44 protein-coding genes and 2 pseudogenes are annotated in these 24,349 nt (G+C 69.7%); 6 read left to right on the top strand and 40 right to left on the bottom strand.

The window, feature by feature from the left end:
* Window positions 1-15: 15 nt before the first annotated feature.
* From ACWER9_RS06570 to ACWER9_RS06745, 36 genes are all read right to left on the bottom strand, one after another.
* Window positions 16-177 (bottom strand): hypothetical protein, encoded by a 162-nt coding sequence (locus ACWER9_RS06570; RefSeq protein ID WP_452300824.1) that lies wholly within the window; start codon window positions 175-177, stop codon window positions 16-18.
* Complete coding sequence (locus ACWER9_RS06575; RefSeq protein WP_452300825.1) at window positions 174-413, bottom strand: hypothetical protein; 240 nt, start codon at window positions 411-413, stop codon at window positions 174-176. The genes ACWER9_RS06570 and ACWER9_RS06575 overlap by 4 nt, the downstream gene beginning before the upstream one ends.
* On the bottom strand, window positions 410-1,246 hold the full coding sequence (locus ACWER9_RS06580; protein ID WP_452300826.1) for a hypothetical protein: 837 nt from the start codon (window positions 1,244-1,246) through the stop codon (window positions 410-412). Before ACWER9_RS06580 ends, ACWER9_RS06575 begins: the two co-directional genes overlap by 4 nt.
* Entirely contained in the window at window positions 1,246-1,530 is a 285-nt protein-coding gene (locus ACWER9_RS06585) for a hypothetical protein (protein ID WP_452300827.1), read from the bottom strand. The genes ACWER9_RS06580 and ACWER9_RS06585 overlap by 1 nt, the downstream gene beginning before the upstream one ends.
* A gap of 3 nt (window positions 1,531-1,533) precedes the next feature.
* On the bottom strand, window positions 1,534-1,704 hold the full coding sequence (locus ACWER9_RS06590) for a hypothetical protein (RefSeq protein ID WP_452300828.1): 171 nt from the start codon (window positions 1,702-1,704) through the stop codon (window positions 1,534-1,536).
* Entirely contained in the window at window positions 1,701-1,928 is a 228-nt protein-coding gene (locus tag ACWER9_RS06595) for a hypothetical protein (RefSeq protein WP_452300829.1), read from the bottom strand. Before ACWER9_RS06595 ends, ACWER9_RS06590 begins: the two co-directional genes overlap by 4 nt.
* A gap of 3 nt (window positions 1,929-1,931) precedes the next feature.
* Window positions 1,932-2,573 carry a hypothetical protein gene (locus tag ACWER9_RS06600; protein ID WP_452300830.1) on the bottom strand — a complete coding sequence of 214 codons (642 nt, stop codon included), beginning with the start codon at window positions 2,571-2,573 and terminating at the stop codon, window positions 1,932-1,934.
* Between the two features lie 3 nt (window positions 2,574-2,576).
* A complete protein-coding gene (locus ACWER9_RS06605) occupies window positions 2,577-2,951 on the bottom strand; it encodes a DUF6085 family protein (protein WP_452300831.1) in 375 nt (124 codons plus the stop codon).
* Window positions 2,948-3,070: a hypothetical protein gene (locus ACWER9_RS06610; protein ID WP_452300832.1), complete on the bottom strand. Its 123-nt coding sequence runs from the start codon at window positions 3,068-3,070 to the stop codon at window positions 2,948-2,950. Before ACWER9_RS06610 ends, ACWER9_RS06605 begins: the two co-directional genes overlap by 4 nt.
* Entirely contained in the window at window positions 3,067-3,303 is a 237-nt protein-coding gene (locus ACWER9_RS06615; RefSeq protein WP_452300833.1) for a hypothetical protein, read from the bottom strand. The genes ACWER9_RS06610 and ACWER9_RS06615 overlap by 4 nt, the downstream gene beginning before the upstream one ends.
* The gene (locus ACWER9_RS06620) at window positions 3,300-3,683 is read right to left on the bottom strand and encodes a hypothetical protein (protein ID WP_452300834.1); all 384 of its coding nucleotides are present in this window, start codon (window positions 3,681-3,683) and stop codon (window positions 3,300-3,302) included. The genes ACWER9_RS06615 and ACWER9_RS06620 overlap by 4 nt, the downstream gene beginning before the upstream one ends.
* The gene (locus ACWER9_RS06625) at window positions 3,680-4,312 is read right to left on the bottom strand and encodes a hypothetical protein (protein ID WP_452300835.1); all 633 of its coding nucleotides are present in this window, start codon (window positions 4,310-4,312) and stop codon (window positions 3,680-3,682) included. Before ACWER9_RS06625 ends, ACWER9_RS06620 begins: the two co-directional genes overlap by 4 nt.
* A complete protein-coding gene (locus ACWER9_RS06630) occupies window positions 4,309-4,680 on the bottom strand; it encodes a hypothetical protein (protein ID WP_452300836.1) in 372 nt (123 codons plus the stop codon). The genes ACWER9_RS06625 and ACWER9_RS06630 overlap by 4 nt, the downstream gene beginning before the upstream one ends.
* A complete protein-coding gene (locus ACWER9_RS06635) occupies window positions 4,677-4,982 on the bottom strand; it encodes a hypothetical protein (RefSeq protein ID WP_452300837.1) in 306 nt (101 codons plus the stop codon). The genes ACWER9_RS06630 and ACWER9_RS06635 overlap by 4 nt, the downstream gene beginning before the upstream one ends.
* Complete coding sequence (locus tag ACWER9_RS06640; RefSeq protein WP_452300838.1) at window positions 4,979-5,173, bottom strand: BldC family transcriptional regulator; 195 nt, start codon at window positions 5,171-5,173, stop codon at window positions 4,979-4,981. Before ACWER9_RS06640 ends, ACWER9_RS06635 begins: the two co-directional genes overlap by 4 nt.
* A complete protein-coding gene (locus ACWER9_RS06645) occupies window positions 5,166-5,549 on the bottom strand; it encodes a hypothetical protein (RefSeq protein ID WP_452300839.1) in 384 nt (127 codons plus the stop codon). Before ACWER9_RS06645 ends, ACWER9_RS06640 begins: the two co-directional genes overlap by 8 nt.
* Complete coding sequence (locus ACWER9_RS06650; protein WP_452300840.1) at window positions 5,546-5,815, bottom strand: hypothetical protein; 270 nt, start codon at window positions 5,813-5,815, stop codon at window positions 5,546-5,548. Before ACWER9_RS06650 ends, ACWER9_RS06645 begins: the two co-directional genes overlap by 4 nt.
* Window positions 5,812-6,264 carry a hypothetical protein gene (locus ACWER9_RS06655; protein WP_452300841.1) on the bottom strand — a complete coding sequence of 151 codons (453 nt, stop codon included), beginning with the start codon at window positions 6,262-6,264 and terminating at the stop codon, window positions 5,812-5,814. The genes ACWER9_RS06650 and ACWER9_RS06655 overlap by 4 nt, the downstream gene beginning before the upstream one ends.
* Window positions 6,261-6,452: a hypothetical protein gene (locus ACWER9_RS06660; RefSeq protein ID WP_452300842.1), complete on the bottom strand. Its 192-nt coding sequence runs from the start codon at window positions 6,450-6,452 to the stop codon at window positions 6,261-6,263. The genes ACWER9_RS06655 and ACWER9_RS06660 overlap by 4 nt, the downstream gene beginning before the upstream one ends.
* Window positions 6,445-6,615 (bottom strand): hypothetical protein, encoded by a 171-nt coding sequence (locus ACWER9_RS06665; protein WP_452300843.1) that lies wholly within the window; start codon window positions 6,613-6,615, stop codon window positions 6,445-6,447. Before ACWER9_RS06665 ends, ACWER9_RS06660 begins: the two co-directional genes overlap by 8 nt.
* The gene (locus ACWER9_RS06670) at window positions 6,608-7,516 is read right to left on the bottom strand and encodes a hypothetical protein (protein WP_452300844.1); all 909 of its coding nucleotides are present in this window, start codon (window positions 7,514-7,516) and stop codon (window positions 6,608-6,610) included. Before ACWER9_RS06670 ends, ACWER9_RS06665 begins: the two co-directional genes overlap by 8 nt.
* Window positions 7,504-7,818, bottom strand: coding sequence for a hypothetical protein (locus ACWER9_RS06675; RefSeq protein WP_452300845.1), 315 nt, complete (start codon window positions 7,816-7,818; stop codon window positions 7,504-7,506). The genes ACWER9_RS06670 and ACWER9_RS06675 overlap by 13 nt, the downstream gene beginning before the upstream one ends.
* Window positions 7,815-8,417 carry a hypothetical protein gene (locus ACWER9_RS06680; protein ID WP_452300846.1) on the bottom strand — a complete coding sequence of 201 codons (603 nt, stop codon included), beginning with the start codon at window positions 8,415-8,417 and terminating at the stop codon, window positions 7,815-7,817. The genes ACWER9_RS06675 and ACWER9_RS06680 overlap by 4 nt, the downstream gene beginning before the upstream one ends.
* Window positions 8,414-8,707 carry a hypothetical protein gene (locus ACWER9_RS06685; RefSeq protein ID WP_452300847.1) on the bottom strand — a complete coding sequence of 98 codons (294 nt, stop codon included), beginning with the start codon at window positions 8,705-8,707 and terminating at the stop codon, window positions 8,414-8,416. Before ACWER9_RS06685 ends, ACWER9_RS06680 begins: the two co-directional genes overlap by 4 nt.
* Window positions 8,704-9,435 (bottom strand): ERF family protein, encoded by a 732-nt coding sequence (locus ACWER9_RS06690; protein ID WP_452300848.1) that lies wholly within the window; start codon window positions 9,433-9,435, stop codon window positions 8,704-8,706. The genes ACWER9_RS06685 and ACWER9_RS06690 overlap by 4 nt, the downstream gene beginning before the upstream one ends.
* A complete protein-coding gene (locus tag ACWER9_RS06695) occupies window positions 9,435-10,340 on the bottom strand; it encodes a hypothetical protein (RefSeq protein WP_452300849.1) in 906 nt (301 codons plus the stop codon). Before ACWER9_RS06695 ends, ACWER9_RS06690 begins: the two co-directional genes overlap by 1 nt.
* Window positions 10,337-10,585 (bottom strand): response regulator transcription factor, encoded by a 249-nt coding sequence (locus tag ACWER9_RS06700; protein ID WP_452300850.1) that lies wholly within the window; start codon window positions 10,583-10,585, stop codon window positions 10,337-10,339. Before ACWER9_RS06700 ends, ACWER9_RS06695 begins: the two co-directional genes overlap by 4 nt.
* Window positions 10,582-10,917: a hypothetical protein gene (locus ACWER9_RS06705; protein WP_452300851.1), complete on the bottom strand. Its 336-nt coding sequence runs from the start codon at window positions 10,915-10,917 to the stop codon at window positions 10,582-10,584. Before ACWER9_RS06705 ends, ACWER9_RS06700 begins: the two co-directional genes overlap by 4 nt.
* Entirely contained in the window at window positions 10,917-11,462 is a 546-nt protein-coding gene (locus tag ACWER9_RS06710) for a hypothetical protein (protein WP_452300852.1), read from the bottom strand. Before ACWER9_RS06710 ends, ACWER9_RS06705 begins: the two co-directional genes overlap by 1 nt.
* Window positions 11,462-11,854 carry a hypothetical protein gene (locus ACWER9_RS06715; protein ID WP_452300853.1) on the bottom strand — a complete coding sequence of 131 codons (393 nt, stop codon included), beginning with the start codon at window positions 11,852-11,854 and terminating at the stop codon, window positions 11,462-11,464. The genes ACWER9_RS06710 and ACWER9_RS06715 overlap by 1 nt, the downstream gene beginning before the upstream one ends.
* On the bottom strand, window positions 11,851-12,210 hold the full coding sequence (locus ACWER9_RS06720; protein WP_452300854.1) for a hypothetical protein: 360 nt from the start codon (window positions 12,208-12,210) through the stop codon (window positions 11,851-11,853). The genes ACWER9_RS06715 and ACWER9_RS06720 overlap by 4 nt, the downstream gene beginning before the upstream one ends.
* Window positions 12,207-12,425: a hypothetical protein gene (locus ACWER9_RS06725; RefSeq protein ID WP_452300855.1), complete on the bottom strand. Its 219-nt coding sequence runs from the start codon at window positions 12,423-12,425 to the stop codon at window positions 12,207-12,209. Before ACWER9_RS06725 ends, ACWER9_RS06720 begins: the two co-directional genes overlap by 4 nt.
* Window positions 12,425-12,988, bottom strand: coding sequence for a hypothetical protein (locus tag ACWER9_RS06730; RefSeq protein ID WP_452300856.1), 564 nt, complete (start codon window positions 12,986-12,988; stop codon window positions 12,425-12,427). The genes ACWER9_RS06725 and ACWER9_RS06730 overlap by 1 nt, the downstream gene beginning before the upstream one ends.
* 6 nt (window positions 12,989-12,994) lie before the next feature.
* Complete coding sequence (locus ACWER9_RS06735; RefSeq protein ID WP_452300857.1) at window positions 12,995-13,984, bottom strand: hypothetical protein; 990 nt, start codon at window positions 13,982-13,984, stop codon at window positions 12,995-12,997.
* A 347-nt stretch (window positions 13,985-14,331) separates the two neighbouring features.
* Window positions 14,332-14,532 carry a helix-turn-helix domain-containing protein gene (locus ACWER9_RS06740; RefSeq protein WP_452300858.1) on the bottom strand — a complete coding sequence of 67 codons (201 nt, stop codon included), beginning with the start codon at window positions 14,530-14,532 and terminating at the stop codon, window positions 14,332-14,334.
* Window positions 14,532-14,837: a hypothetical protein gene (locus ACWER9_RS06745; RefSeq protein WP_452300859.1), complete on the bottom strand. Its 306-nt coding sequence runs from the start codon at window positions 14,835-14,837 to the stop codon at window positions 14,532-14,534. The genes ACWER9_RS06740 and ACWER9_RS06745 overlap by 1 nt, the downstream gene beginning before the upstream one ends.
* 246 nt (window positions 14,838-15,083) lie before the next feature.
* Here ACWER9_RS06745 and ACWER9_RS06750 point away from each other — a divergent pair, with 246 nt between their 5' ends.
* From ACWER9_RS06750 to ACWER9_RS06760, 3 genes are all read left to right on the top strand, one after another.
* Complete coding sequence (locus tag ACWER9_RS06750; RefSeq protein WP_452300860.1) at window positions 15,084-15,521, top strand: hypothetical protein; 438 nt, start codon at window positions 15,084-15,086, stop codon at window positions 15,519-15,521.
* Between the two features lie 3 nt (window positions 15,522-15,524).
* Entirely contained in the window at window positions 15,525-16,751 is a 1,227-nt protein-coding gene (locus ACWER9_RS06755; RefSeq protein WP_452300861.1) for a tyrosine-type recombinase/integrase, read from the top strand.
* A gap of 512 nt (window positions 16,752-17,263) precedes the next feature.
* Entirely contained in the window at window positions 17,264-17,590 is a 327-nt protein-coding gene (locus ACWER9_RS06760) for a hypothetical protein (RefSeq protein ID WP_452300862.1), read from the top strand.
* A 63-nt stretch (window positions 17,591-17,653) separates the two neighbouring features.
* Here ACWER9_RS06760 and ACWER9_RS06765 read toward each other — a convergent pair.
* The 3 genes and pseudogenes from ACWER9_RS06765 to ACWER9_RS06775 form a co-directional block, all read right to left on the bottom strand.
* Window positions 17,654-18,052 (bottom strand): annotated as a pseudogene (locus tag ACWER9_RS06765) (replication initiator); the annotation flags it as partial.
* A 932-nt stretch (window positions 18,053-18,984) separates the two neighbouring features.
* Window positions 18,985-19,749 (bottom strand): hypothetical protein, encoded by a 765-nt coding sequence (locus ACWER9_RS06770; protein WP_452300863.1) that lies wholly within the window; start codon window positions 19,747-19,749, stop codon window positions 18,985-18,987.
* Window positions 19,750-19,992: 243 nt separating this feature from the next.
* The gene (locus ACWER9_RS06775) at window positions 19,993-20,982 is read right to left on the bottom strand and encodes an HIRAN domain-containing protein (RefSeq protein WP_452300864.1); all 990 of its coding nucleotides are present in this window, start codon (window positions 20,980-20,982) and stop codon (window positions 19,993-19,995) included.
* 332 nt (window positions 20,983-21,314) lie between these two features.
* Here ACWER9_RS06775 and ACWER9_RS06780 point away from each other — a divergent pair, with 332 nt between their 5' ends.
* Complete coding sequence (locus ACWER9_RS06780) at window positions 21,315-21,881, top strand: NUDIX hydrolase (RefSeq protein WP_452300865.1); 567 nt, start codon at window positions 21,315-21,317, stop codon at window positions 21,879-21,881.
* Between the two features lie 3 nt (window positions 21,882-21,884).
* Here the strand turns inward: ACWER9_RS06780 and ACWER9_RS06785 are convergent, their stop codons facing one another.
* Window positions 21,885-23,294: a helix-turn-helix domain-containing protein gene (locus tag ACWER9_RS06785; protein WP_452300866.1), complete on the bottom strand. Its 1,410-nt coding sequence runs from the start codon at window positions 23,292-23,294 to the stop codon at window positions 21,885-21,887.
* Between the two features lie 111 nt (window positions 23,295-23,405).
* Between ACWER9_RS06785 and ACWER9_RS06790 the strand changes: the two are divergent.
* Both ACWER9_RS06790 and ACWER9_RS06795 read left to right on the top strand, forming a co-directional pair.
* A pseudogene (locus tag ACWER9_RS06790) lies at window positions 23,406-23,777 on the top strand (hypothetical protein); the annotation flags it as partial.
* A gap of 11 nt (window positions 23,778-23,788) precedes the next feature.
* Window positions 23,789-24,061 (top strand): hypothetical protein, encoded by a 273-nt coding sequence (locus ACWER9_RS06795; RefSeq protein ID WP_358133888.1) that lies wholly within the window; start codon window positions 23,789-23,791, stop codon window positions 24,059-24,061.
* Window positions 24,062-24,349 lie beyond the last annotated feature (288 nt).

Here is a 24,349-nt window from a genome sequence, read left to right on the forward strand (position 1 = left end):
GTGTGGTGCGGGTGGTCAGGTGCGGGGTAGGCGTCGCCACTGGGCGACAACGCGACCGTCGATCTCGACCAGGTGGTCGCCGGGGTGGTCGTACGGCTCGGTGCACCGGTACGGCTTCGTCCCCGGCGGCAGGTCACGCTGGAAGGCGCCGCAAGGCCAGACCGGCTCGACGGTCACCACGGGAGCAGCCAGGACTCGACGTCGACGGGCTGGGCGGGGTACACGCACCCATTCGTCCGGAGGTGCCGCAGCTCCAGGGCGACGAGCTGCTCGGCGCGGAACGTGGCGACGAGCGTCGGGTTCCGGCAGGCGCACCGGGTGGGGTCGAGCAGCATCGGTTCGGCGGGCTTGCGGTGGGGCTTGGCGGGTCCGGCGGCGGGGTGGGTGCGGACGCGGGTGCGGGTGACGGTCACGATGCCTCCTGGGTCGGGTTCGGGTCGATGCTGTCGGCGAGCTGGGTGAGGCGTTCGAGGGCCGTTGGCCCGGTCGGCTGGGTGCGTCTGCGGGGCGGGATCGCGGCGCGTACCGCGGCGGCACGGCTGCGGGTGCGTTCGGCTTCGTCGGGTTCGCGGGGTGCGCCGAACGCGGGGCGGGTGCGCCAGTCGGGGTTGTCGGGGTCGGTGCTCGACGGTGCGTTCGTGGCGGGTGGGGTTGATCCACCGCCGGGCGCCTGCCGCCGTGCGGCGGGCGGTGGATCTCCCGGGGACTCCCGTCCCCGCTTCCTTCGGGGCGGGGACGGGGTCGGGGACGGGGCAGGGTCTACAGGGGCGTCTACAGACGCGTCTACAGGGGCGTCTACAGGACGGGGTGTAGACGCATCTCGCGACGTGTCTACAGACGCGTCTCTCGGTCCGCCTCGCTTCTTGTCGCGCCACCGCTGCTGCCGCTCGGCCTTGGCCTCTCGCTCCTGCATGACCTTGGCCCGGGAGGGCTGAAAGCCCAGGTAGTCGTGCACGACGTACCCGTCGGGCGGGATCGGCCGGCCGGCCTCGGCGAGACGGGCAGAGCAGTTCGGGCAGGCCTCGACGTCGGCCGCGTGGTGCCACAGATCCCGGCCGACGATCTCTCCGACACTGCGTTCGGCGCGAGGGCGGATCTGGTTGACTTCGTGCGCGCGGATCACACCATCGGTGAGGTTCCGCGAGCACCAGAAGATCGCCTCGGAGGCAACGCGGTACGCCGCGTCGCTGAGTCCGCCGACCTTGCGGTGCAGCGGGAACTGGTCATCGAATCTGACCCAGGGCATTAGGCGTTCTTCCTCTTCTTGCGTGGGCAGGGGCCGGGTGCTGCGGTGTCCTGCTTGCAGGTGGCGCAGGTGGCGGGGTAGAAGTCGCGGCGGCTGCCGGAGGGGCGGTAGGGCGGTCCGGGGAACAGGTAGCCGCCGCAGGGTCGGCAGGTGCCGACGGGTGCGTGTTGGGCGTACGCGTCCAGCCATGGGGCGGCGTTGATGGTGCGGCTGGGGAGCAGGAGGTACTTGCGCCAGATGCCGCCGCGTCCGGGTTGGTGGATGAGCGCCGCCTGTTGGGTCACGGGTCAGCTCACCTCCGGCGGCTTGCGGAGGCCTCGGAACGGGCGCACGACCTCGGTGCCGTCGGCGCGGCGGATCCACACGTTGCGGGGTCCGCCGCCGGGTCCCCAGCCGCAGATGACGGTGACGGCCTGGCCGCGTTCGAGGTAGGTCCGGCCTGCGAGTCGGTGGGTCATCGGCTGATCCCGGGCAGCTCGACGGTGACGACCGGGCGGCCCAGCTCGTCGTCAGGCCACTCGACGTCGTCGCCGTTGCCCCAGTCGTCGCACTCGTCGAACACGCAGTCGCACAGGTAGGAGCCGCGCGCCGCCCCGCACTCGCAGCGCGGGCAGTCGCAGGACCCGATGCCGTCGCCCTGGCCCTGGTGAAGGTCGGGCAGGCCGCACACGTCGCACGTCACCGGTTAGCCCTCCCGCTCGGCCGGGCGGTACTGCGGGCACCGGCCGTCGACGTGGTCGGGTTCCTGCTGGCCGCAGTCGAAGCACGGCGGTTCGGAGCGGGCTCGGGCGGCAGCGGTGACCGGGACTCCCTTGCAGGAGTGGATGACCGGCCAGACGTACTTACCGCATCGCACGCACTCCGTGCGGCCATCACCCGGGTCGGTGTGTGGGTGGTCCGGGGCGTAACCGCCGACGCCGTGGCGGTGCTCTGGAGCGCCGGGCAGGCACGGGCACGCGACGGCGCGGGCTTCGGCGGCGTCGATCAGGGCGGCGAGGTGGCGGGCGATGCCGTCGTGCTCGTCGGTGACCGCCGTGGACGGCCAGGCCGCGTACCAGCCAGCGAGCATGCCGTTGAGGACTTCGACCCGCTCGGCTCCCGGGCGAGCGACGACGAACGCGCGGCTGGCGTCGTCGAGCATCCGCTGCACGGCCTCGTGCGAGGGCGGGAGGATGTCCTGTGCGAGCCGGCCCAGTTCGGCGGTGATCGCGTCGGCGTCGGCCTCGGTGGTCGCCGGGTGGGCGGCGACGGCCTCGTAGTCCTCGACGGGCTGCCGGAGCCGGCGTGCGGCGAGGTTGCGGGCTGCGGCCCGGATGTGGTCGGTCATCGTTCAGCCCTCCACCGGGCCGATGCGGTCGCCGACGACGAGGTCCCCGCTGACACCCTCGTCGGACAGGTCCACGACGTACCGGCCGTACTTGGCCGGTGGGCTGTCGAGGGCGAGGGCGGCCCGGTTGAAGGGGCAGGCGAAGAGGTTCGGCCGGCAGGCGAGGGGGTGTTTGATGGTCCACCCGGCGGGGCGGAACTCGATGATGTGGCGGGGGTCGTCGTCGACGGGGGCGAGTCGGCCGGTGGTGGCCAGCTCCTGCAAGACGACGGTCACGATCGTGCCGGCCTCGCCGGCGGAGATGGGCCATCCGATGCGGGCGCGGACTGCGGCGGTCAGGTGCGCGATGTCGGCGTCGGTGTACGGCTTCTCGGTCATCGGTGTCTCCTGAGCTTGTTGGTGAGCAGTCGGGCTCGGCGGGGGCGGATGCGGCGGGCGCGGATCAGCAGCGGCACGAGGTGCCGGATCACCGCCGCCCGCACGCTGTCGTCAGTCATGGGCCAGCGGTCACCGGCGCCATCGGAGGGGCGCCGTACCGCCCCGGGCTGGTGGGCAGCACCTCCGGCGTCCACCGCCGGTCGGCCTGGAAACCGACCGCCGGCCCAGGCCGGTCCGGCACCTGCTCGGCGGCGGCCCACAGCTCCAGTGCGGCCTGCTTCATCGGCTCCAGCTCGCCGCCGTGCTCGACGACGATCCGCCGACCCCCGGCCTCGATCTCGATGCGGCTCACGGGCGGGTGTCTCCCTCGGGTAGTTCGGCGGGGATCAGGTCGAGGCGGTGCGCGATCGCCTCGACGGTCGGGCACGGGCCGTCGCATAGCGGCTCGTCGCACCCGGAACACCAGGGGCACCGGCAGTGGCAGTGCTCCCGGACCATCTCCACGCGGGCCAGCAGCCCGTCGCAGACGGTCCCCTCGCGCTCGAACCAGCCCTTGCCCTCGCAGGACCAGCAGTCCGGCTCCGGCTTGCCGGTGGGCGACGGGTACGACGGGTGGACCTCGACGACGGTGAGGACGACGCCGCGCAGCAGCTCGTCGACGCCGTCCTGGTTGACGTGCTCGCGGATGGCGTGCACGGCCTGGTCGTGCGAAGCAATCAGCAGGTCCGTCACGACGACCGGCCCCCGACGAGCACGTCCCGAGCAGCGGTCAGCAGCCGGAACACGTCGGCTCTTCCCCCGGCGTCCGGGTGCGCCGTACGGACCGCGTGGCGGTACGCCGCCTGAACCGCCTTGGCGCTGCCCCGCAACTCGGTGGCGTCGACACCCGACGCGTCGGCCAAGACCCGGGCGGCCTCGTCGGGCGTCAACGTCATCTCCGCCGCGTTCGCCGCGATGGCCGTCCACCCCCGGTACTGCTCGCCCCGCTTGCTGACGCCGTACCTGTCGACCGCGCGCAGCGCCTCCAGCGACAGGGCGACCGCCCGGGTGTTCGCCCGCCACGAGTCGTACTGGTCCGTCGCGTACGTCAGCGGACCGTGGCGGCTGTCGATCGCCACACGGACACCGGGGAAGCTGACCCGGGCGTTGGCGCGGAGCATCCCGTCGCGGCGGATCTCCCCCTCGGTGACGTCGACCTGCAGGACGACGGTCTGTGCGCCGAGCAGCTCGGCTTCGTGGGAGAGCATGTCGAGGGTGTCCTGCCAGTCGGCGCGGAACCGTCGGGCGTCTCGGCGGGCTGCGGGGTTGGTGATGGGGCCGAGCCAGGGGCCGAGTGGGCGGATGACGAACCGGCTGCTCATCGACCCACCACCGGACCGCCGAGCACCGGGTGCCTCGGGTCATCCCGCCAGCCCCAGCACGCCGCGCACAGCGTTCCCACGCCGGTCTTCACCGGCATTGGCGCGAAGTCGTGCGACGTCTGCCGGCCGGCCAGGATCCCCGACGTCAACCGTGGTGCCTTCGCTGCCGCCGCACGGTCCTCAGCGGTCACCAACGGGCGGTTGCGGCGCCGCGCCGTCCGCACGGCGTAGTGCCCGCGCTGCTGGCCCCGGCGGGCGTTCAGGCACGGGTCGCACGGGTCCTCCCCGTTGCGGCGGTGCCGCTGCCGGCCCGCCGGGGTGCCGCACACGCCGGTGTCCGTCGGCGCGGTCAGGGTCGGTGCCGTCATGCCGCCAGTCCTTCCTCGAGGGCCGGACCCCGCCCGTGGCGGGCGAGGACCTGGGCCACGTACACCTCGTCGCGCTGGATGAGCGCGGCGATCTGTTCCATCGACCAGCCGTAGCCGGCCATCCGCAGGACGTCGTCGTCCAGGCGCGGGCCGGGTGGGCTGTGGATGACGCCGCCGACCCGGAACAGGTCGGCGGCGTCACTGCGACGCAGGGAGAGCGGTACTGGGCGGACGGTTGGGGTCGGTCGCGGCCCGAATCGTTCGGTCAGAAGCGCCTCGTAGAGCGCGTCGCGTTCGGTCATGGTTCGACCGGCTCCCCGGTGAGGACGGCCTGGATGTCGGCCTCGTAGAACCGGCGGTGCCCGCCCGGGGTTCGGATGCCGTGGAGCCGGCCGGCGGCAGCCCACCGGGTGACGGTCTTCGGGTCGACGCGGAAGATCGCGGCGACTTCGCCGGGTGTGAGGAGCCGGCCTCGGTTCTGGGTGTCAGCCACGGCCGGTCACCTCCGCCCGGCGTTGCTCGATGATCCGCGACCACAGCTCAGTCAGGGCGTCGAACTCGTCGGCGATCGCGGTCCGCCACTCGTCGGTCGCGATGTTGACCATCGGCATGGTGGCCGCGTCGAAGCCGAACGCAACCGCCTCGTCGAGGCTGATCGTGGCGCGGTAGAAGTTGCCGTTCAGCTGACCCAGGACGCAGTAGCACGAGTTCTTCATGGACAGTTCGTCGAGGTCGATCGGGCCACCCGAGTCGAAGCCCTGGCTGGGCCGGTTGGCGTGCCACCAGTCGGGGATGTGCTCGTCGAGCCACACGACGCCCCGGTCGACGCGGGCCTGTAGCGCGCTGACGGTCATCGTCGGGGCGGTCACGACGGGCCATCCTCGGTGTCGAGCGGGTCCGGGAACGCCGCTGCTTCCCACTCCTTCGTCGCCCAGTCCGGCTGGCCGGTGCCGTTCGGGTCCGGGTCGTTGATGGCGGTCGCTGCCGCCAGCGCGAGCGTGGCGTGGACCTGAGCGGCGGCCAGGTAGTTGCTCGTAGCCGCGTCGGAGGTTGCGGCGGACGCGTCCTCGGCGGTGTTGAACCCGCAGTCCTGGAGCAGCTTCTCGGCCTCGCGGTAGTGCTCCGGCCCGGTCACTGGCCCTCACCGCCGTCGGAGAACGCCGGCGTGGCCACGCCCCCGGCCTGCTCGGCCGCCTTGCGCTCCCGGTGCTCGGCCAGCAACTCCTCCCCGGACGCCTCCGGCACCTCCCGTGCACCGTCCTCGCCGCCGCCCATCCCGGCGTCAAACAACGTCGCCGGCGGCGCGTCGTCGATCCCCGTGCGGTCCTTGAACCGCCGCTGCAACAGCGACCGCACCACCTCAACGTCGGCCTCGTCCTCGACGACCTCGATGTGCGCGATCTTCGCCGTCGGGGTCTTGCTGCCGTCCTCCGACGACACCTTGTAGAAGTTCGGCTCGACCCGGCAGACAGCCCAGTACGCGGCGTCGAGCAGGTTGTCGTTGACCAGCTTGTCCTCGATCGCGACGAGCCCGTTGCGGGGCCGGGACTCCTTGGTCCACGCCGAGCTGATGTTGGTGGTCATCCGGTGGTGCTCTCCTTCGTGCGGTGTTGAGCGGCCAGGGCGTCTGCCCGGGCCTTGTGGATCTGGGCGACGGCGTGCCAGCGCACGGCCGCCGCCATGGCCTTGGCGCGGGTGCGCCGGGCCTCGTCTAGTTCGGCCTTGAGCTGGCGCACCTCGGCGTCGACCAGCCGTGCCAGCCACCTACGCACCGGGGATCACCACCGGCAGGCGGTGCATCGGGCAGTCCTCGCGGATCCACCAGCCGTCCGGCGGGTACGGCGGGAACTTGCCGTGGTTGTTGTCGAGCACCGGGCAGAGGCAGCCGCCGTCGTGTGCTTCCTGCGATCCGGGGTTCGGCTTGCCGTCAGGCACCGGGCACCTCCCGGCGGACGACGAGCACCGTCACCGGCGTCAGCGGGTGCTGGTGGTCGACGGGCACCGTGTACCGGCTCCCGCAGCCCTCCGTGGTGCACTGGTCGGCGTCGTACCGGAACAGCACGTTCGCGGCCGCCGTGGTGCCGGTCCGGATCGCCTCGTCGAGGGCGTCCTGGGCGTGCAGCCGGCCGGCGTTCGCACCGTTCAACTCGCGGCGCAGCCGCCTCGCCCGCTCGGTCAGCTCGTCGACGCGCTCGTACGCCTGGTCCCGCTGCACCTCGAACCCGTCACGCTCCCGCGTCCGATCACCGAGGACCGTGGTCAGCCGGGTGATCTCCCGCCCGAACGCGCGGATCGCCTCCATGGGCGAGGTGACCTCGTCGACGCCCAACGCCGACCGGATCTCGGCCAGCTCGGCGTGTAGCCGCTCGATCTCGGCGGTGGCCTCGGCCCGGTCAATCTCGTCGGCCACCTCGTCGTCGGTCGGCTCCACGGCCACGGGCAGGTCGGCGTCCCCCGGCTCGGCCGGCTCGAACCCACCCACGGGTACACCCGGGTCCGTGTCGTCCGGACGCACGTCGACCACACCCGGCACCGGACTGCCCGGGTCGACCACCAACGTCGGCCGTTCCCCGACCGGGCACTCCCGGTGGTGCGGCGCGTCCGGGCCCTCGGAGCAGCACGGCTTATCGCGATCCAGGGCCGTCTCCGCCGCCTCAACCTCAGCGTCGGACGGCTCAGGCTCGGCAGGCGCGTCCTTCGGCGGCTCGTACTTCCCGCACCCACAGCCCGGGTCTTTGCAGCCCTTCTTGCCCAGCCGGTGGTTCCACTGCCCGCACCCGCACTCACCGCACGCGCCCGCGTCCACCACGGCGGCCTGCCCCGTCACCGGCGCCACGACCACCACCCCCTGCTCTTCGGCTTGTCATCAAGGGCGGCCACCGCCGCCTCGGTCAGGTGCACCGGCGCGCCGTAGTCCAGGGCGACCAGCTCGGCCAGCGCCATGTACAGCAGCGCGCGCTGCCGGTCCGCCGGCATCCGGTGCACGAACACGGCCACCTGCTCGCCAGGGCAGTAGCCCGGCATCTCGCACACGAACGCGTCGGTGTGCTCCCGGACCGCGCCGACCAGTTCCGTCAGCTCGGCCCGGGATTGGTCCACGTCAGCGAGGACGTGCGGCGGGATCTGCGGTGCGCTCATACCGGCACCACCGGCCCGGACTCGGTGGCCAACGTCGGCCACTTCGGCACCGCCAGCGCCCGCGTCTGCTGCGACCGGCTGATCCGGACCAGCGGCTGCCCGTACGCCGCCAACCCCAGCGACAGCAGCGCCACCGAGTCGCACTGGTTGTCGTCACGCGGGTCGATGGTCATCAGCCGGCCGTACGTCGCGACCACGGCCGTTCTGACCTTGTCCTTGGTGACCTTGTTGTCGCCGGTGGTCGCGCCGTGCCCCGTCGCCCAGACCTTCAGCGTCGACGGGGCAACATCGACGTACGGGATCTTCTGCGTCCACAACCAGTGGGTCACGACTGTGCGCAACCCGATCAGCGGAATGTCGCTCCCACCGCCACGGGTGAACGTGCCTTCGATGACCGCCAGGTGCGGGCGGCTCTTCGCCGCGGCCGCGACCCATTCGAGGACCTTGTGGATGCGGTTGTGGTCAACGGCGTCGCGGTTGACCCGGGCGGTGTAGACGGTGCGGCAGCCCAGTGCGGCCTGGCCGTGGTGGTCGTGGGTCCAGCTGATCGCGGCCGCGGCGAGCGCGAGGTCCAGGCCGATCATGCGCAGCTCGGTCACGGCAGATCACCGCGCGCCCGCTCGGCCATGTCGATGTACCGGGCCGACGACGCGCGCCACCCCGCCACCACCTCGGCCACCGGCCGACCCGACGCCTCAGCCAGGTCCTTGCACGCCTCGCTGAGCAGCGCCAGCATGACCGGGATGGTCGCCGGCGCGACCGGGTCGAGCATCAGGTCGATCGCCTTGAGCTGCGCCGTGGCCGGGTCGCCTGTGCGGCCGGCGATCTGCTCGACGATGTCGAGGGCCCGGGCGGTCCGCTCCGCCATCGCGTGCGCGCCCCGGCTCACTGGTCCTCACCGCCGCCCGGCTCCTGCTGCGCGATGAACCGCTCCAGGCGGTCAATCACCCGGGCCGCCTCCGACTTCGACAGCTGCGCCGTCGACTCGATCGGCTTGTCCAGCACGTCGGAGATGTACAGCAGCGCCTCGTCCCGGGTGCTGATGCCGGCCTCCCGCAGGCAGGCGTGGAGCTTGCGCGACTGCGCCTCCGAGATCCCGCCGGCACCCGGGCTCGACTCGCCCGGCAGGGCCGGCCCGCCAGCCTGCCGAGCCGCCCGCTGCGCGGTCGGCCGGTCGTCGCCGTGCTGCTGTCGCGGCTGCTGCGCCCGCTGCGCGTACCTGCGACCCGACGCGGCCTGACCGTCGTCGTCCTCGTCCTCGGCAGCCACCCCGGTCAGCGCCAGCAGCACGTACCGGCGGGCGTAGCTGATCGCCGACCCCATCTGCTGCGGGTTCTCCGACAGCTTCAGCGGGTACCGGCCGCCCATCTTCTCGCCGGACGGCACGTGCAGCAGCTCGTACTGGAGCACGAACCTGTTGTCGTCGAGCAGCGTCGGCGCGGTGGTGTAGATGACGCCCAGCTCGTTGAGGCGGGCCAGCACCTGCTTGTTGACCTGGACGAGGTCGGCGTACTTTGTGCGCTGGTTGCCGACCTGCCCGTCGCGGTTCTTGGTGAGCACAGGCGGATCGACCTGGAAGGCGGCCAGCGCCTCGTTGAGGGTCTTCGGGTCGGCCATCAGAACGCCGCCCCCGCCTCGGCTGCCGCTCGCTCCGACTCGGCGGCGTCCCACTCGTCGTCAGCAGCCGCAGCGGCGACCAGTTCGTACCGGGTGGTCGTCGGCGGGATCACCGGCTCGCCGACGAGGTCCCGGGACTCGGCGCAGAACCGGGCGACCTGCTGGATGTAGAGGAAGTCGCGGTACTGGTCCGGGCCGGCCAGCACCGGCCGCAGCTCGTAGCCCTTCGCGGTGACGTGCACCGCGCCGGTCCACGACACCTCGGGCATCTCGATGACCTGCTCTTCGCCGTCCTCCGGGTTCCGGGCGATCAGGAACTCCGAGTAGCGGTACGGGGCGAGCTGCACGGCGACGTCGCCGAAGATCCCCGACCGGGACGTCTTGATGTCGAGCAGCGCCCGCACGTACCCGTCCTCGGTGCGCTCCACGTCGTCGTACTCGGGCAGGCCGGGTAGCCGCAGATCAGCGATCAGGTCGAGGGTGCCGACGTGGCGGTGCGTCTCCGAGTAGACGACCGCCTCCAGGTGCACGGGCTGCACGTCGAAGGTGTCGAGGAAGTCCACGTACGCCTTGACGTAGCCCTCCAGGCCGGGCGGGACGGTGACCTGCTCGCCGAGGATCAGCCGCTCGGCGAGCTTGTGGACCTGGGTGCCACGGTTCGCGGCCTCGTCGCGGCTGGCGTACCGGCCGCCCTTGAGCGCCTTGAGTCGGGCGGCCGGGCCGAGTGCGGCCAGCTCGTCCCAGTGGTCGATGGCGTACTCGGCGGTGGCGTCGCCGGCCCAGTTGATGAGTGCGGGCTTGGGCAGGCCGTTGCCGTTGATGGTGGTGACGCCGTCGACTTTGGTGCTGGTGTCTTCGTCGACGTACCAGTGGTTACGGCCGCGGTTCTTCCGGACGATCTTCACTGCTGGTTTGCTCGCTTCTGGTTGGGCACCGTGAGGATCCCGGCGCTGATGGCGACGGCCACGGCGTGTGGTGCGTTCTGCACGCCCATCCGCCGGTAGAGCTTCGACAGGTGCGACTGCACGCCGGCGGTGGTGCGGCCGAGCTCCGCCGCGATCTGGCGGGTGGTGCGACCGGCGGCAACGAGGGCGAGGATCCGCGCGTCCATCTGGCTGACGGCCGGTCGCCGGCGGGTCGGGGCGGTCACAGGAGCACCGCCCACACGACGCCGGGGACGATGAGCAGCAGCACCATCACGGCGACGATCAGGCCGGTGGGTCCGGTGCCGCGTCCCCACTGGTCGTCGTTGTAGGGGCGCTCAAGGACGCTGCGCGGGTGCTCGTCCATGCGACCGGTCATGGCGATCACGTCGAAGCCGTCGACCGGGCGGTCCGCGACCACGTGCTCGTGGATACCGTTGATGCCCCGCACGGTGCCGATGGAGTGTTTCCACGGGCCGGGCGTAGCGACGAGGGCGCGGGTCTCGATGGCGTCCAGGTCCAGCGCGGTCCGGTCGGCCTGCGGGCTACGGTCGCGCATCAGGCCACCGCCAAGACTGCGAACGCGCCGGTGAAGTCCCGGGCCGTCGCCGGCGAGACGACCGGCCGGATGCCGGCCCGGGCCTGCTCGGCCTCGCCGATCTCCCGCAGGTAGTCGTGGGCGATCCCGCGCACGGCCGCGTCGGACAGCGTCGGTACCGCCTGCTCGATCAGCAGTGCGCGGGCCAGGGGCGGCGTCGGCCCGCCCCAGCGGACGGGCTCGGGCTCCCACGCGGCCAGGCCGACGGGGCCGGTCAGCGCGGCGTCCGGGCGGACCCGACGGCCCAGCGACGGGTTCGCCGCCTGCCACGTGGCGGCCGGGCGGACCCGGGGCGTGAACGTCGCGCTGGAGTTGTCGAGGGTGACGGTGGTGGGGATGTGCCGGCGCGGCACCAGCTCGTCCGCCGGCTCGTCGTCGTGCGGGGCCCACAGGTCGTACTCGTTGGCGCTCTGGTCGCGGCGGCCGAGCAGGTGCAGGCCGACGGCCGCCGCGCCGATCGGCACCAGGAACGCGCCAGCGGTCAGCAGGTCTTGGGTCAGGCTCATCAGTTCTCCCGGGTGGGCAGGGTGCGGAATTGGTTGACCAGGACGCGGCGGCGTTCGTCGGCGTCGGCCTCCAGCGCGTCGGCGAGCGCCGACACCAGCTGGCCGTGCGTGAGGGTCGACAGGCCGGCGTAGAGCTGCGCGTACAGCCGCTCCACCTCGGTCGGGCCGAGGCCGTACCGTTCGGCGGCGAGGCACGACGCGAGGTCGTCGACGGCCTGGGCGATTACGGCAGCCCGGTCGGCGGTGCCGTCGGGTCGCGCCGGGTCGGTGGTGGTGGCCTGGATGCGCCGGTCGTGGGCGCGGGCCCACAGCGAGGCGAAGACGATCGCGGCAGTACCGAAGACCAGCACCAGCGCCAGGAGCACGTAGAGGACCTGCGTGGTGCCGGTCATCGCGCACCGTCCGAAACCACGACGAGGCGGCCACCGGCGGAGACGGACACCCGCTCAGCGAGACGCTTCCGGCGGCGCTTCCACCTGTCGTCGTCATCGTCGAAGTTGCGGAACGACCACCAGTTCCACAGGTTGAAGCCGAGGTTCACCCACCGCCACCAGCCGACGTCGAGCATCCCGGCGGTCACGAACGCGACCACCACGGCGGGCAGGTAGAACGGCCGCAGCTCGTTGTACAGGTGGCGTGCCAAGCTCGGTACGTCCCGGCCGAGCAGCTTCGCGACCGGGTAGGTGACGCCGGAGAACGCCCACGCGAGGATCACCACGGTGGCCAGCGAGTTGATGAGCGCGGTCATCGGGTCACCAACTTGTGGCCGTTGCGGCGCTTCGGGTCCGGCGACTCGGTTTCCGGCTCGACCAGGCCGAGCATCTCGGCGACGTCGTCGTGACCGTTACGGAGCAGCCAGGCGCGGGCGTCGGTCTCCCGTTCCTCGCGGTGGATGCGGTCCTGCTCGGCGGCGGACACGCGGGCGGTGTGCATCCCGCCGTCGATGCGATCGAACTGCGCCATCACGCACCGCCCCGGTGGGCGCGGCGGGCACCCCCGTGCCCGCCGCGCCCTGCTTGCCCCCCGACCGGACCGGAGACGTGGGGTAGCCCGGACGGGCTCGATCCGGTCGGGGAGTTGGTGTCCCGGAGCGCCTTGTCGACCAGCGGGCCAGGCTCGACGAGGCCGCCGAACGCCGAGTCGTCGTCCGCCGCGAACGGACGCGGCCGGTACGACGGGCGCGGCGTCGTGCGGTCAGCAGCCGCCGGCCACGACGGCGCGGGCTCGTCCTCGCCCATCGCGAGCAGCTGCCGGTACGCCAGCTCCGCCTGAATGTCCGCCGAGATCCGCTGCACCTCGCCCGCGAAGAACGAGTACAGGCCCCACGCGTCATTCAGCCCCAGGTTGACGGGCTTGACCTTGCTGATCGCCAGGTCGTCCAGGCCGTCGGCCCGCCACTTCGCCATCAGCGCGTCGTTCAGGGCGTTCCACGCTGCGGACGCGGCCTCGGCCTTCTGTGAGGCCGTACGTAGCTTGGCCCAGCGCAAAGCCAGGGCCTCGCGGTCGGAGGGTGCGAGTGGACGCATCGCCGCTCACCGCCCCGACTGCTCGTCGCTGGCGGCCGGCGCGGGGTGGTTGTGCCACGAGATCGTGCACAGCCCGGTGCGGCAGCCGGGAAACTCCGCCGGCTTCGGCCAGTGCCGGCGCCGCAGCTCCGTCAAGCCGAACCGCTCCACCCCCGCCCGGTCGATCGACTCGTACTGGTCGCACCACTTCCGGCCGAAGAACCGCTCCATCAGCGCACGGGCGATCTCGTAAGTGCCCCGGATGACCACGAAGCGGTCGTCCAGCGGCCTTCCACCCTCCGGGTTGATGGCCGGGCTGTCCGGGTGAACGTGGGTCGACCCGAACGTGAAGTACCAGTTCTGGCAGGCCGTGTCGTGGATGACCTCTTCGGCGTCCTCCAGCGGGTCCAGGAAGATGTGGCAGCCGCACTCGGCAACCCGGCCCGTGTCCTCCGGCTCCAGCGCCTTCGCGGCGGCGATCGCCGCGTCGACCTCCAACGGCTTGACGACCGGCTTTGGCTCGGCCGGGCTCTGGAAGTAAACGCCGAGCGTCAGGCTCTGACCCACCTTCCGCGTGGTGTCGACGACCGGGATGTCGGCGTCGGTCCCGCCCATGCGGACATCGACGCCGAGGTGCGCCGCCCACCGCTCAAGGTCCGCTCGCGTGTGAACGCCGCCGTGCACGCTCAGGCTGTACGTCGGCACCGGCAGGCGGGAACTCAGGATCTCGTCGGCCAGCTGATGCAATGCACTGACCAGTGCCAGCCGGCGGCCGGTGTCGTGGAACTCCCGCACCTCGTCGTCGGTGGCCAGGTGCAGCTTCACGCCCTGGGCGTACCGTCCGACCCACGGGTCGCCCGCGCCGAGCGGGTTGAACGTCAGGGCGCGCATCGGGTTGCCGTCCCCGTTGCGGTACGACAGGTTGTGGGCCACCTCGTGGACGCCGGTGTTGTCGGAGACGTGCTCGCCGACGGTCAGGTCCTCGACGGCCTTGCGGTTGGTACTGTTCGTGTCCATCGACCTTGGGCTCCTTCGGGAGTTGGTGTGAGGTCGGTCGGCGCGGGTCACCTGGACAGAGGTGGCCCGCGTTTCTGCTGTGCGGGGTGGTGCGGTCCGGCCCGCCCGGTCGTAGCGATCGCCGGGTAGGGATCCCGGACGGGCCGGAAACTCAGATCAGGCCGTCGCCCTGCGGGACGCCCGCCGGGCCTTGTGCATCGCGCGCCGGTTCTGCCGCGGCGTCAGTCGCTCCCCGCCGTTCTGCGCGAAGTACCGATCGAGCCGGGCCTCCATCGACAGCGGCGAGGCGGGCCTACGCCCCGGACCGGGGGACGACGGCGGGTTTGACGGACCAGCGGGCGGGTGGGTCATGCGGCCTTACCTGCGCTTTCTCGGGATTCGGTGTACTTCTCGGCCGCCGACTGGCGGACACGGATACGGGCCTTCTTCGCGCCGGGTGCGGACAGGTCGACGTAGCGGAGGTCGCCGGCCCAGATCGCCCGGTAGACGGTCTGCTTGTCGACGCCCCACAGCGCGGCGACCTCGGTGACCTTCAGCAGCTGGTCCATCAGGCGGCCGTCTTCTGCCGGACCTCGAAGAGCTCTTCGAAGGCGGGGGAGAGACCAAGCTGCGCCAGTTCGGCCTCGTGCTTGGTCAGCACCAGCAGCACTTGGGCGATGAACTTCTCGCCCACGCGCCCCTGCCGGGCGTTCCACAGCGTCTTCGGGTCGAGGTGGAAGAACCGGGCCCGGGCGAGATCACTCCCGCACCCGAGGACCCGGGTCATCAGGTCGAACCTGTCGCTCCGGAGCAACACGCCCGCGCGGATGCCCGACTCCGGTGAGGAAAGTCGGGCTTGCATGTCTGGGCTCATGTGTCTGGACGTTAGTGCCGAGGTGAGGTCCCGTCAACGAAACTCGGGCACGGATGCCCGGGAATCACCCGTTCGGATGACTGGCATCGGGCTTACGTGCCCGAGTACGGTGCCCGTATGTCACAGCGAGTGCTACGTAAGCGACGCAACGCGCGCATGACGAACAGGCCGAACGGGGGTCTACGCCTGGGGGGTCAGGCACCTACACCCATGGTTCCGGGCACGCACGCCACGTATCCTCTGGTCGTGGCGAGCAGCGAAAGGTCCATCGACCGTGCAGCGTGGGCGGACGTCATCCGCGAACTGATGACCACCCACACCCGCGGGAAGAAGGAGCCGTTCGCCCGTAGGCTCGGCATCAACAGCAGGTCAGTGAGTCGCTGGCTCGACCAGGAAGTCGACGTCTCCGAAGAGAGCGTCCGCCTCGTCGCCCGCACGTTCGACGTTGTCCCCGTGCAGCTGCTCGTCCGGGTCGGCTACTACCAGCACGGCGAGCTGCGCCAACCGCACCTGTACGGCGTTGACGAGCCCGGCGACCCCGCGCTGAAGGTCATTGAGGACAGCGACGAGCCGGACCACGTCAAGGAGCGCCTCCGCGAACGCCTCTTCGAGCTGCGCCGCCGACGCTCAGAGGCCGAGGTCGACGAGGTCAAGTGGTGGCTCAATCAGGCGGGCGAGGGCTGACCCGTGGCATGGATTCGCCAGCTGCCCTCAGGACTGTGGGCAGCCACCGTCAGGCTGCCCGAAGGTAGCGACCCCGACCGGGTCACCGAGTCGCACCGCCTCAAGGGCGCCATCCAGACGTGGGCTCGGGACCTCGAAGCCGACATCCGCAAGGGCGACTGGATCGACCCGCGCGCCGGCAAGAAGACCGTGGGAGAGTGCTGGGAGAAGTGGGGGACCAGCAGTCGCCGCCTCGAGCAAGCCAGCCGCCGCCGCGACGCATCCCACTGGCGGGTGCACGTCGAACCCCGCTGGGCGAAAGTGCCCGTCGGGTCGATCCTCAAGCCCGACGTCACCGCGTGGGTCGTCGAGATGGAGAGCACCCACAAGAGCAACTGCCGCCGGCGGGACACCTGCCCCGGGTGCAAGCCGCCGGTCGGCGCGGCCACCATCGAGGGTGCGGTCGGGGTGCTGCGCGCCGTCCTCGACCTGGCCGTCGAAGCCAAGCTGATCCGCGACAACCCGGCCCGGGGCGTCAGCCGACCCAAGCGCAACGCCCACGTCGACCGGATCCTCACCCCGGCCGAGGACAGGCTGCTCGTCGACGCGCTCGACCGGATGTTCCCCGACCGGCCCGATGCCCGGCTGTTCGTCGACCTGATCGCCGACACCGGCATGCGGTGGGAGGAAGCCGCGGCGATCCCGCCGGAGATGGTCGACACCCGCAAGCACCGGATCCACATCGCGTGGGTCATGGAGCGCGACGGCACGACCCGGCCGTACGCGAAGTCCGCCGCCGGGAACCGGACCGTGACGTACGGGGAGCACCTCGTGAAGGGCGTCGCCGCGGCGAAGCTGGCCGCGCGGGAGGTGGCCGGGGTGTTCCCCAAGGGTGGGCCGTCGCGGCTGGTGTTCACCTCGGAGAAGGGCGACGCGCTGCGCTACTCGAACTGGCACCGCAGGGTGTGGACGCCGGCGCTGCACGGGCTGCCGGAGCGGCAGAAGGTGAAGGGCCACGCGTACCGGGCGGCTGTCGCCGGCGCCGGCCTGGCCGATCCGCAGCCGACGCCGCACGATCTGCGCCACGGGTTCGGGACGCGGCTGGCGGACGAGGGCGTGCCGGTGCACGACATCATGGCGCTGATGGGGCACGAGGACCTGCGGTCGGCGCAGCGGTATCTGCACTCGCGGGAAGAGCGGTTCGACCGGGCGCGGGCGGCGATGAAGCGGGCCAGGGCGTCCGGCTCGTAGACGTGCAGTGGGGGTCGCGCCTTGCGGACCTGATGGACGGGGCGTCTCTCAGGTCATCCGCACCACTTCAGCGAGCTGCAACCGCCGCATCTCGGCCACCCCAGCCTCTGCCAGGACCTCAACGACGCGCCAACTCCACGAATAGCCACCTAGCGATCTTCGGGGCGCGACCCCCGGAATGGAGAGTAGCCGCTTTGTCAATATGCGTCGCGCCTGCCGCCCGACTCCGTGAGTCGCTGGTGAGTCACGATCTTGATATGCCATGTTGAAAGCGCCTAAAAGCGCCTACAACTTGTCGACCCTCGCCGCAGGTCACACCGAGTAACAGCAGGTCAGGGCCATCGCCCGGCATTCATTCACACCGAAGAGGTCGCTGGTTCGATACCAGCATCGCCCACTCTCAGTCTTAGCAGGTCAGAGGCCGCTTCCCGGGTTCGGGAGGTGGCCTTTTTGCTGCCTGTGCAGCAGTCGGGGTGAGTGGCGCTGCCGGGAGGGCGGTGAACGTGACGGACGTGTTGAGGGTCCAAGACCTCCGCCGGGTGTGCGGCGTGCTGCTGGACAAGGTGGAGGAGCGGTTCGGCGCGGAGATCGACCTTTCGGGCGTCGGTGTCAATCTCTACTGGAACGTCGACCTGGAGACCGCGTTCGAGCTGAGAGACGTTCCGGAATCGGGGATCGACGTCGGGCAGTGCAGTGACGACGTGGCAGAGCTACGGGCACTGCTGCGCCGTCCGGCAGACGACGTGCCGGTGCTCTGGCACGACCTGCAACACCTTGCCGGAGTCCTGCGGCTGCTGGCCTACCTCGACCTGCCAGACGTCAACGCTGGCGAGAGCTGAAGGAGCACCAGCGGCACCGCTGCCCGGCCTGGCTGACTGGTGTGTCAGCAGCCGAGAGAATCCCTAGTCGCTTGAGTGCGTCGCGGGTCGCAGCGAGGGACGTTCGACGGCCTGCTTGGCGCGCCGCCATAGCTCGCTGGAGAAGTAGTCCCGACGGCCTGGTGCTCGTGGTCGTAGCAGTCCAGGCACACTCGCAGGTGCCGCGGCACGTCGGGCGCGGCAGGGAGCGGGCCGGCAGTTGCAGCGCTGCCGGGAGGCGCAGGTATGGCGAGCGACGTGCCGGTGGTGAACCGCGCCGAAGGACGGGGCGGTGAAGGTGGCGAAGACGACCGGATGCCGGCCGACGGAGTCGGGTACGCCCTTGCCTCCGGTCAGGCCACAGCGGACGACCTGGTAGGCGTCATCGGCGTAGACCCAGGCGCAGTCCGGGCACTGCGATTCGCGGCGGTTGCCGCACGCCTTGTAGAGCGCTTGGCCTCAGGAATTTAGCATATCCGTAAGGTCTTTTGCTCCCGATACAATCGCGCATGACGTCGCAAGGGTTGCCAGCCATAGCATCGCTGTGTCCCGCCTGCTGCCTTCTAGTCTTACTGTCGTAGGAATCGCCTCTTCCTGCTGCGCAGCGCCTGAAGACGTAGGAATGCGACGTGGCTCGGTAGGTAGGGCCTGGCGGTGAACGCCGAACCTTGCAAAGAATTTTGCCCACAGGTGCCCCTTTGCCTGTGGGCAGCCAAAGAGAGTGCCTCTTGTCGGATTGGGGCAGGGTTTGTCGGCGAGGGTTTGAACGCCACAGCGTGTTGGAATCTCGAAGGCGAACAACCAGGCCGGGGCTGCAATGGCCGCTGAGAAGGTCCAGCCAGCCATGTACCAGTCCTTCTCGAATAGTGCTACCGCCCAGAACGCAATCAAGGAGAAGATGGCTACGAGAATCCAGGCGGCTTGATATCGCTTGGGCAGACCTCTCCCCACGGCCCCTCCGATGCAGTTGATGTGACGGCTACCTTACCCTTCGTGTTGGTGCTCACGAAGATTGTGGCCGATCTCCGACTGATCTCTTGCGCAACTTTGGAGAGACAGAGACCCACTGATGGCCGCAAGCTCAGCGGCTCCCGAGGCCGCTAGGGTTCGAACTCTCCCGCCCGGAGTGCCGCCAGCCCGAGTGACTAACTGAGTGACTACGGGTGCGACGGGCGCAGGACGACTATGGACCTGCGTGGAAGCTTGCCGCTGTCGGGCACGCCTGCTAGGCAAAATCGGTGAATCGTGTTGGTTGGTTGGCGGTCAAGGAGTCGCCGGGTTGACATTCATAGAAGCATCGGGATTGTGAACTTCGGTCGGCTGGTGGGTGACGGTAGTTCGTGCTCGCGGCGGAATTGTAATATTTATGCCTACTCTTAATTTTCGAGAAGCGCCGTTAGAAGTGCACCCAGCGTGGTGCCGGCGATGCCAGTTATGAGGCCAACGCGCAGGCCAACCTGGATGTCTCGCCGGGTGTTCGCTCGCTCTTTATAGAGTTCTGCCCGCGACTGTTGATCAAGCCACCATCGCTTTGGGCTCCGACGGAATCGTGCCTCGAAAGGCCCGCTGTGAGCCATGGCAGTTTTGAAGGCGATTGCCACCACGATTGCTGCCATAACTCGGCCAGCCCAATTGTTCCAACTAAACGCAAGCCATGTCCAGCAGATAATAAGGGCGGCGAGTATCGCGATGTTGATTAGCGAAGTTACAAGGAGTGCTTTTCGCTGGGCGGGCAAAGACCCACGTGGCGCCTGCTGTGCGATGTTTTTGATTCTCGATAGAACCTTGGCCATAGGCTCGCGCCGTTCAGGAGGTGCGAGGACCGACTCGATGCGAAGGCCATCGGGAGAAATATGCAAGCCGAGAATCGTCCATTTCGACTGTTCCGCCGCGTCGATTTCGCCTGAAATGCGCACCTGATAAACCTCGGCGACGCTAGCGGTTGTCAGGTCGGATACTTCGCGATATGTGTCGATGCCGTGGCCGAGCGTAGCGCACGTGATTTTAGGGGATTGAATATCGACTTCTCGAAAGAGGAGGATGATCTCGGCGATATCATCCACATTGAGTCGAATCGGCCCACTCTCGAAGGCGCCGTTATCGTATTGAGTGGTAATTCTGTCTCCGTACAGCCAGCGCAAAGTTCGATCCTTATCCAGGGTAGGTCACGCATCTAGCGGCCGGGTGCGCCGGCTCGCGAGTCCGTCGATGAGGAGCAGGTCCAGGTCGTCGCCAGGTCGTCGGAGAGCGATCTTGAGGGACCAGCGACGACATTGGTGACGACGTTTGCCCAGGTGGTGAAGCGTGAGCAGCCCGACCGGCAGACCGTTGGGAAGACTCTTACCTGAAGTTTTTTGAACTGAAGGGTAGGCAAAAGAAGATTCTCAGGCTCGTACCCAGAACTGCCAGTCATCAGGCGCGGAAGGCCACGACGTATCGGGACGCCAGCCCTGCGGCGGGACCCAACCTACGGGCGGGGGCGGCCACCCCGGCGGAACGGCGAACCGCCATTGCTGCACCGGGGCAACATCGTGCCCTGGGCTCTCTGTGGTCGCTTGCTGTGCTGACCGGGCTCCTTCAGCCGCTGGCGGCGCATCCAACCACGCATTAGTCAGCGAACTGGCCTTGCATACGTTCAGGGTGACGTCGGCCTTTACCCGGTTGCCCTTGAGGACTGCATGGGCGCCCGTCAACATGCCGAGTTCCGAGAGGTGGGAGAGCACCGGCAACATCTCGGCTGATGTTGCGGGGCTCAGGGTGCCGGCGGGCTCGCCGTTGACTCGAACCTCTACCAGCGTTCGCGTCGATCGAGCCCGTTGCTCCTCAACCTGGTGCAACGTCACATAGATCCAGCACTCGCCCTGCGGGCTCACCAGCTGAGCCAAGTGAGTCATGTGCTTCTCTTCGCCCGTCACCTGGACGACGCGGCCTTGAGGAAGCATCACATGCAGGTCGGCCGGCGGCATGTTCGCTGGAACGATCATATGCGGTTCAGCGAGGTCGAGGGTCACCGATCCCACGAACTGGGGTCGCCGTCGACCGTCCCAATCTTCCTCATCCCGTCCCCAGATGCGGGCTCGGACCTGAGGGGTCCAGCCTCGGTTGACGAGCGCCGTGAGGGCCGGCGAGTAAACCTTGGCTTGGTCTTTAGGCAGATACCCGAGAGTCTGACCACCGTAGACGACCTTGACAGCGTTCTGGTCGAAGCGGTTGGTGGGCTCCGGGATGAGGTGGACATCCTTCTCCACCTCAGACCCGTACGACTTGAAGTCCGCCCCGAGTGTTGCTCGGATCTCCTTGGCGTAGTTGGACTCGCCTACAACCTCCTGGTTGCACCAGCCTCGCTGGCCCCACAGGTCAAATGGTCGGGTCATTGGCGGAGGCTACCGCTCCTGACCAAGCCCTCGTCAGCCCAGAGCCGTGCAGGTGTCAGGTAGTCGACACCGTGTAGCCGAGATGTCAGGCAGCGAGGCAGCAAGGAGGCACCGGAAGCCTTGATTGGGGTCGGTACGGAACGTCAACCGATGAGTCCAGGCCCCTGCTCGTCGGCCCGAGCCGTCACCGGCTGGCAGCAGCCGACAGCATGGGGTCCGCATCCCCTCAACGGGGGTCGGCGTTGGGTGTTCGCTTCTGGCGTCGCACCGGGAAGTGCGCCCAGGAGGCGTCGCCTACGGCAGGTGGTGGGTTCGGCGCGGATACTGGCGGGGTGGTGAAGAAGCAGGCGACGGAGTTGACCCGGTGGACCATCCACGGCGAGCGGGTCGTGGACGACACCCGGCGGGCGCAATTGAGCATCGCCGAGGTGGAGTTGCCCGACGGGGTGCGCTTTGAGCAGTACGTGATCCGGGCTCCCCGGTCGGCCATGGTCGCGGTGCTCGACGATCAGCAGCGCCTGCTGTTGATGCGGCGGCACCGGTTCGTGTTCGACCGGTGGGTGTGGGAGTTGCCCGGTGGCTACGTCGACGACGAGGAGCAGCCGGCGCAGTGCGCGGTGCGGGAGGTCGAGGAGGAGACCGGCTGGCGGCCTCAAGGGGTGGAGCCGTTGCTGTCCTTCCAACCGTGGGTCGGCACTGCCGACGCCGAGAACCTCCTGTTCCTGGCTCGTAAGGCTGAGCACATCGGCGCACCTTTGGACGTGAACGAGGCGGAGCAGGTCGCGTGGCTTCCGCTCGACGAGGCGTACGGGCTGGTGTCCCGGGGTGAGATCGTCGGTGCCGGCACGGTGATCGCGGTGCTGGAGCTGGTCGCGCGTAAGGCCCGGGGAGAGCTGTGACGGTCAGCACCGCCAACCGAGCGTGGCGTCGATGCGGCCGGTGAAGTGCCGGACGGCGGGTAGCCGCCGGTGCGGAGCGAGTTGAGTTTGCAGGTCTCGGAGGTAGCGGACGGCTCTGGCGGACCGTAGCTGGGTGGTCAGGGTCAGGGCTTCCGCGCCGACGGCGCAGGCCCGGTCAGGTTCGCCCTGTTGGGCGTGCACGCTGGCGAGCAGGGCGAGGTTGAAGGCTCGGCCGCGTACATATCGGTTGTCCATGCGCAGGGACCGGACAGCGAAGCGTTCGGCGTGGGTGTTGCGGCCGAGGGCGTGGAAGCAGTGGCCGAACTTGGCCGACAGGTACGCCTCGTCGAAGTAGCTGAGCCACTGCGGTTCGGTGCTGCGGTCGGCTCGGTCGAGGGCTTGTTCTGCCTGGTGCAGGGCGGCGGCGCAGGCCCGTTCGTCGTTGGCTTTGGCCAGGGCGTGGGCTTCCATGACGTGGGCTTCGGCGGTCAGGACCGGAACCCCGGCGCGGCGGGCGGTCTGGCCGGCGGCGCGGGCGAGGTCAAGGCCGGTGGTGGTGTGGCCGAGGTAGGTGGCCTGGTGGCTCATCGCGGCGAGGATCTCCGCGCCGAGGCCGTCGTCTCCGGCGGCGTGGGCGAAGTCCAGGGCGAGGGTGAGGTACCGCTGGGCGATGCCGTGCTCGGCGGTGTCGTACGCCTGCCATCCGGCGAGTTGAGCCAGTTCGGCGGCGGCGCCGAGCAGCCGCTGACCGGTGCCATGGTCGTAGCGGCCGTCGGTGAGCAGCGGGGTCACCTCCTGGTGGAGGCAACGGACGACGGTGTCGCGGGCATGGCCGCCGCCGTACTGGTTGTCCAACTGGCGGTAGGTCGCGGTCATCGCGCGGATGGTGTCAATCTCGGGTTGACCGACGGTGTTGCGGCCGGATTGGGTGACCGGGGCCGGTTCGGGGGCGGTGAACCAGCGCAGCGCCGGCAGGGTGTAGCCGGCGGAACTGAAGGCCACCTGCCGGAGTACGTCTCGACGGTTCACGTCACCTCGCCAAAGCTCTGCGGCACCGCGTACGTCCTCCTGCCAGGTCCGGTGAACCGGCTCGCTGGTGGTGCGCCGGTCGGGGCCGGTGGGTGGTGCGGTCTGTCGGGGTGCCAGGCCCATCGTGGTGCGCGCCTGGTCGGGCATCCGGCAGCCGTCGGCGATCCGCTCCAGGACGTCTATCGAGGTGACCTTGCGTCCGGCCATGATCCGGCTGACGTAGCCCTGTTCCAGCCCGACGGCGGCCCCGATGCGGCCTTGACTCGCCCCGGTGAGACTGGTGATCCAGCGGAACAGTCCGCCGATGTCGCGGGCGGCCAGGGCGGTCAGTACCTCGCCGTGCGACCACGCATCCTCCGGTATTCGCAGCGGATCGAGCCTCACGGCAGCTCCCAGCGTCGCGTTCCGACTACTCAAGGTGTTCAGATCGACAGCCTAGGGCGACCATTCGCACTGGTCGAGCCGTCCCATGTCACCGTGACATGACCGCTGGCCATGGAACGGCCCACCGCCGGCCGGGATGGTCGGCGCATGTCCTTCAATGTCGACAACCCGCCCGAGGAGCCGCCCGCAGAATGCCAGCACCGTCTGCTGTGGCGGTTGGCCCGCGCTCTCTGGGAGGCTCACCGGCCCGACAGCGCCGGCTTCTGCGTGGCCACCGGCTGCTGGCACACGAACCAACGCGACCCTTGCCGGCTGGCCCAACTCGCCCAGGAAGGGATGCGCACCGCGTGCGGCGAAGCCACTTCCGCGTCGCCACCCTGGATCGCCGTCACCCGCGAGCGCCTGGCGGCCGGGGACATCGACCCCGTGGACGCCGTCGCCGAGGCCCTCTGGCACCACCGCCACGCCCGCAGGGCAGGGCAGGGCGGTGACCGATGGGAGCCATCTACACCTCGACAGCCTTTCGGGAGTACGCGAAGGCGCAGGTGGCCCATGCGGACATCCTGCTGACCAAGCACGCCGAGTCGGCCCTGAGTCTATGCCGCTGCGGCCGACTCCACCCCTGCGACGAACACCGCCACTGGCTGGAGATACGCACCCACTTCAGACAGTTCCTCGTCGACGAGCAGTACAGCAGCGAAGTACAGCAACCCTGCCCACCGAACCCGACCCGAAGCGACCCCAGCACGCCGTACGACCTCGGATGACACCCGATCCGACCGGCTTGCCGAGAGTTCACACCGAAGAGGTCGCTGGTAGCAATGAGGCGGAGCAGTCGACCCTGGCCGTGCATTTGCTGGGCAGCGGCAGCCTGTGCAGCGGTTGTTGGGCGTGCTGGTCGCGGCTGGCTCCGTACCCGTGCTGGCAGGTGGACTGGGCGACCAACCGGCAGGCGCGGTCGATGACGGCGGTGCTGTTCGGAGGCCGCGCATGACCACGCATGGCCCGGTGCTGCCGATCTGGAGCTGCGGCGGCTGCGATGCGCCCTGACCCTG

The organism is Micromonospora sp. NPDC003944, from assembly GCF_053605225.1.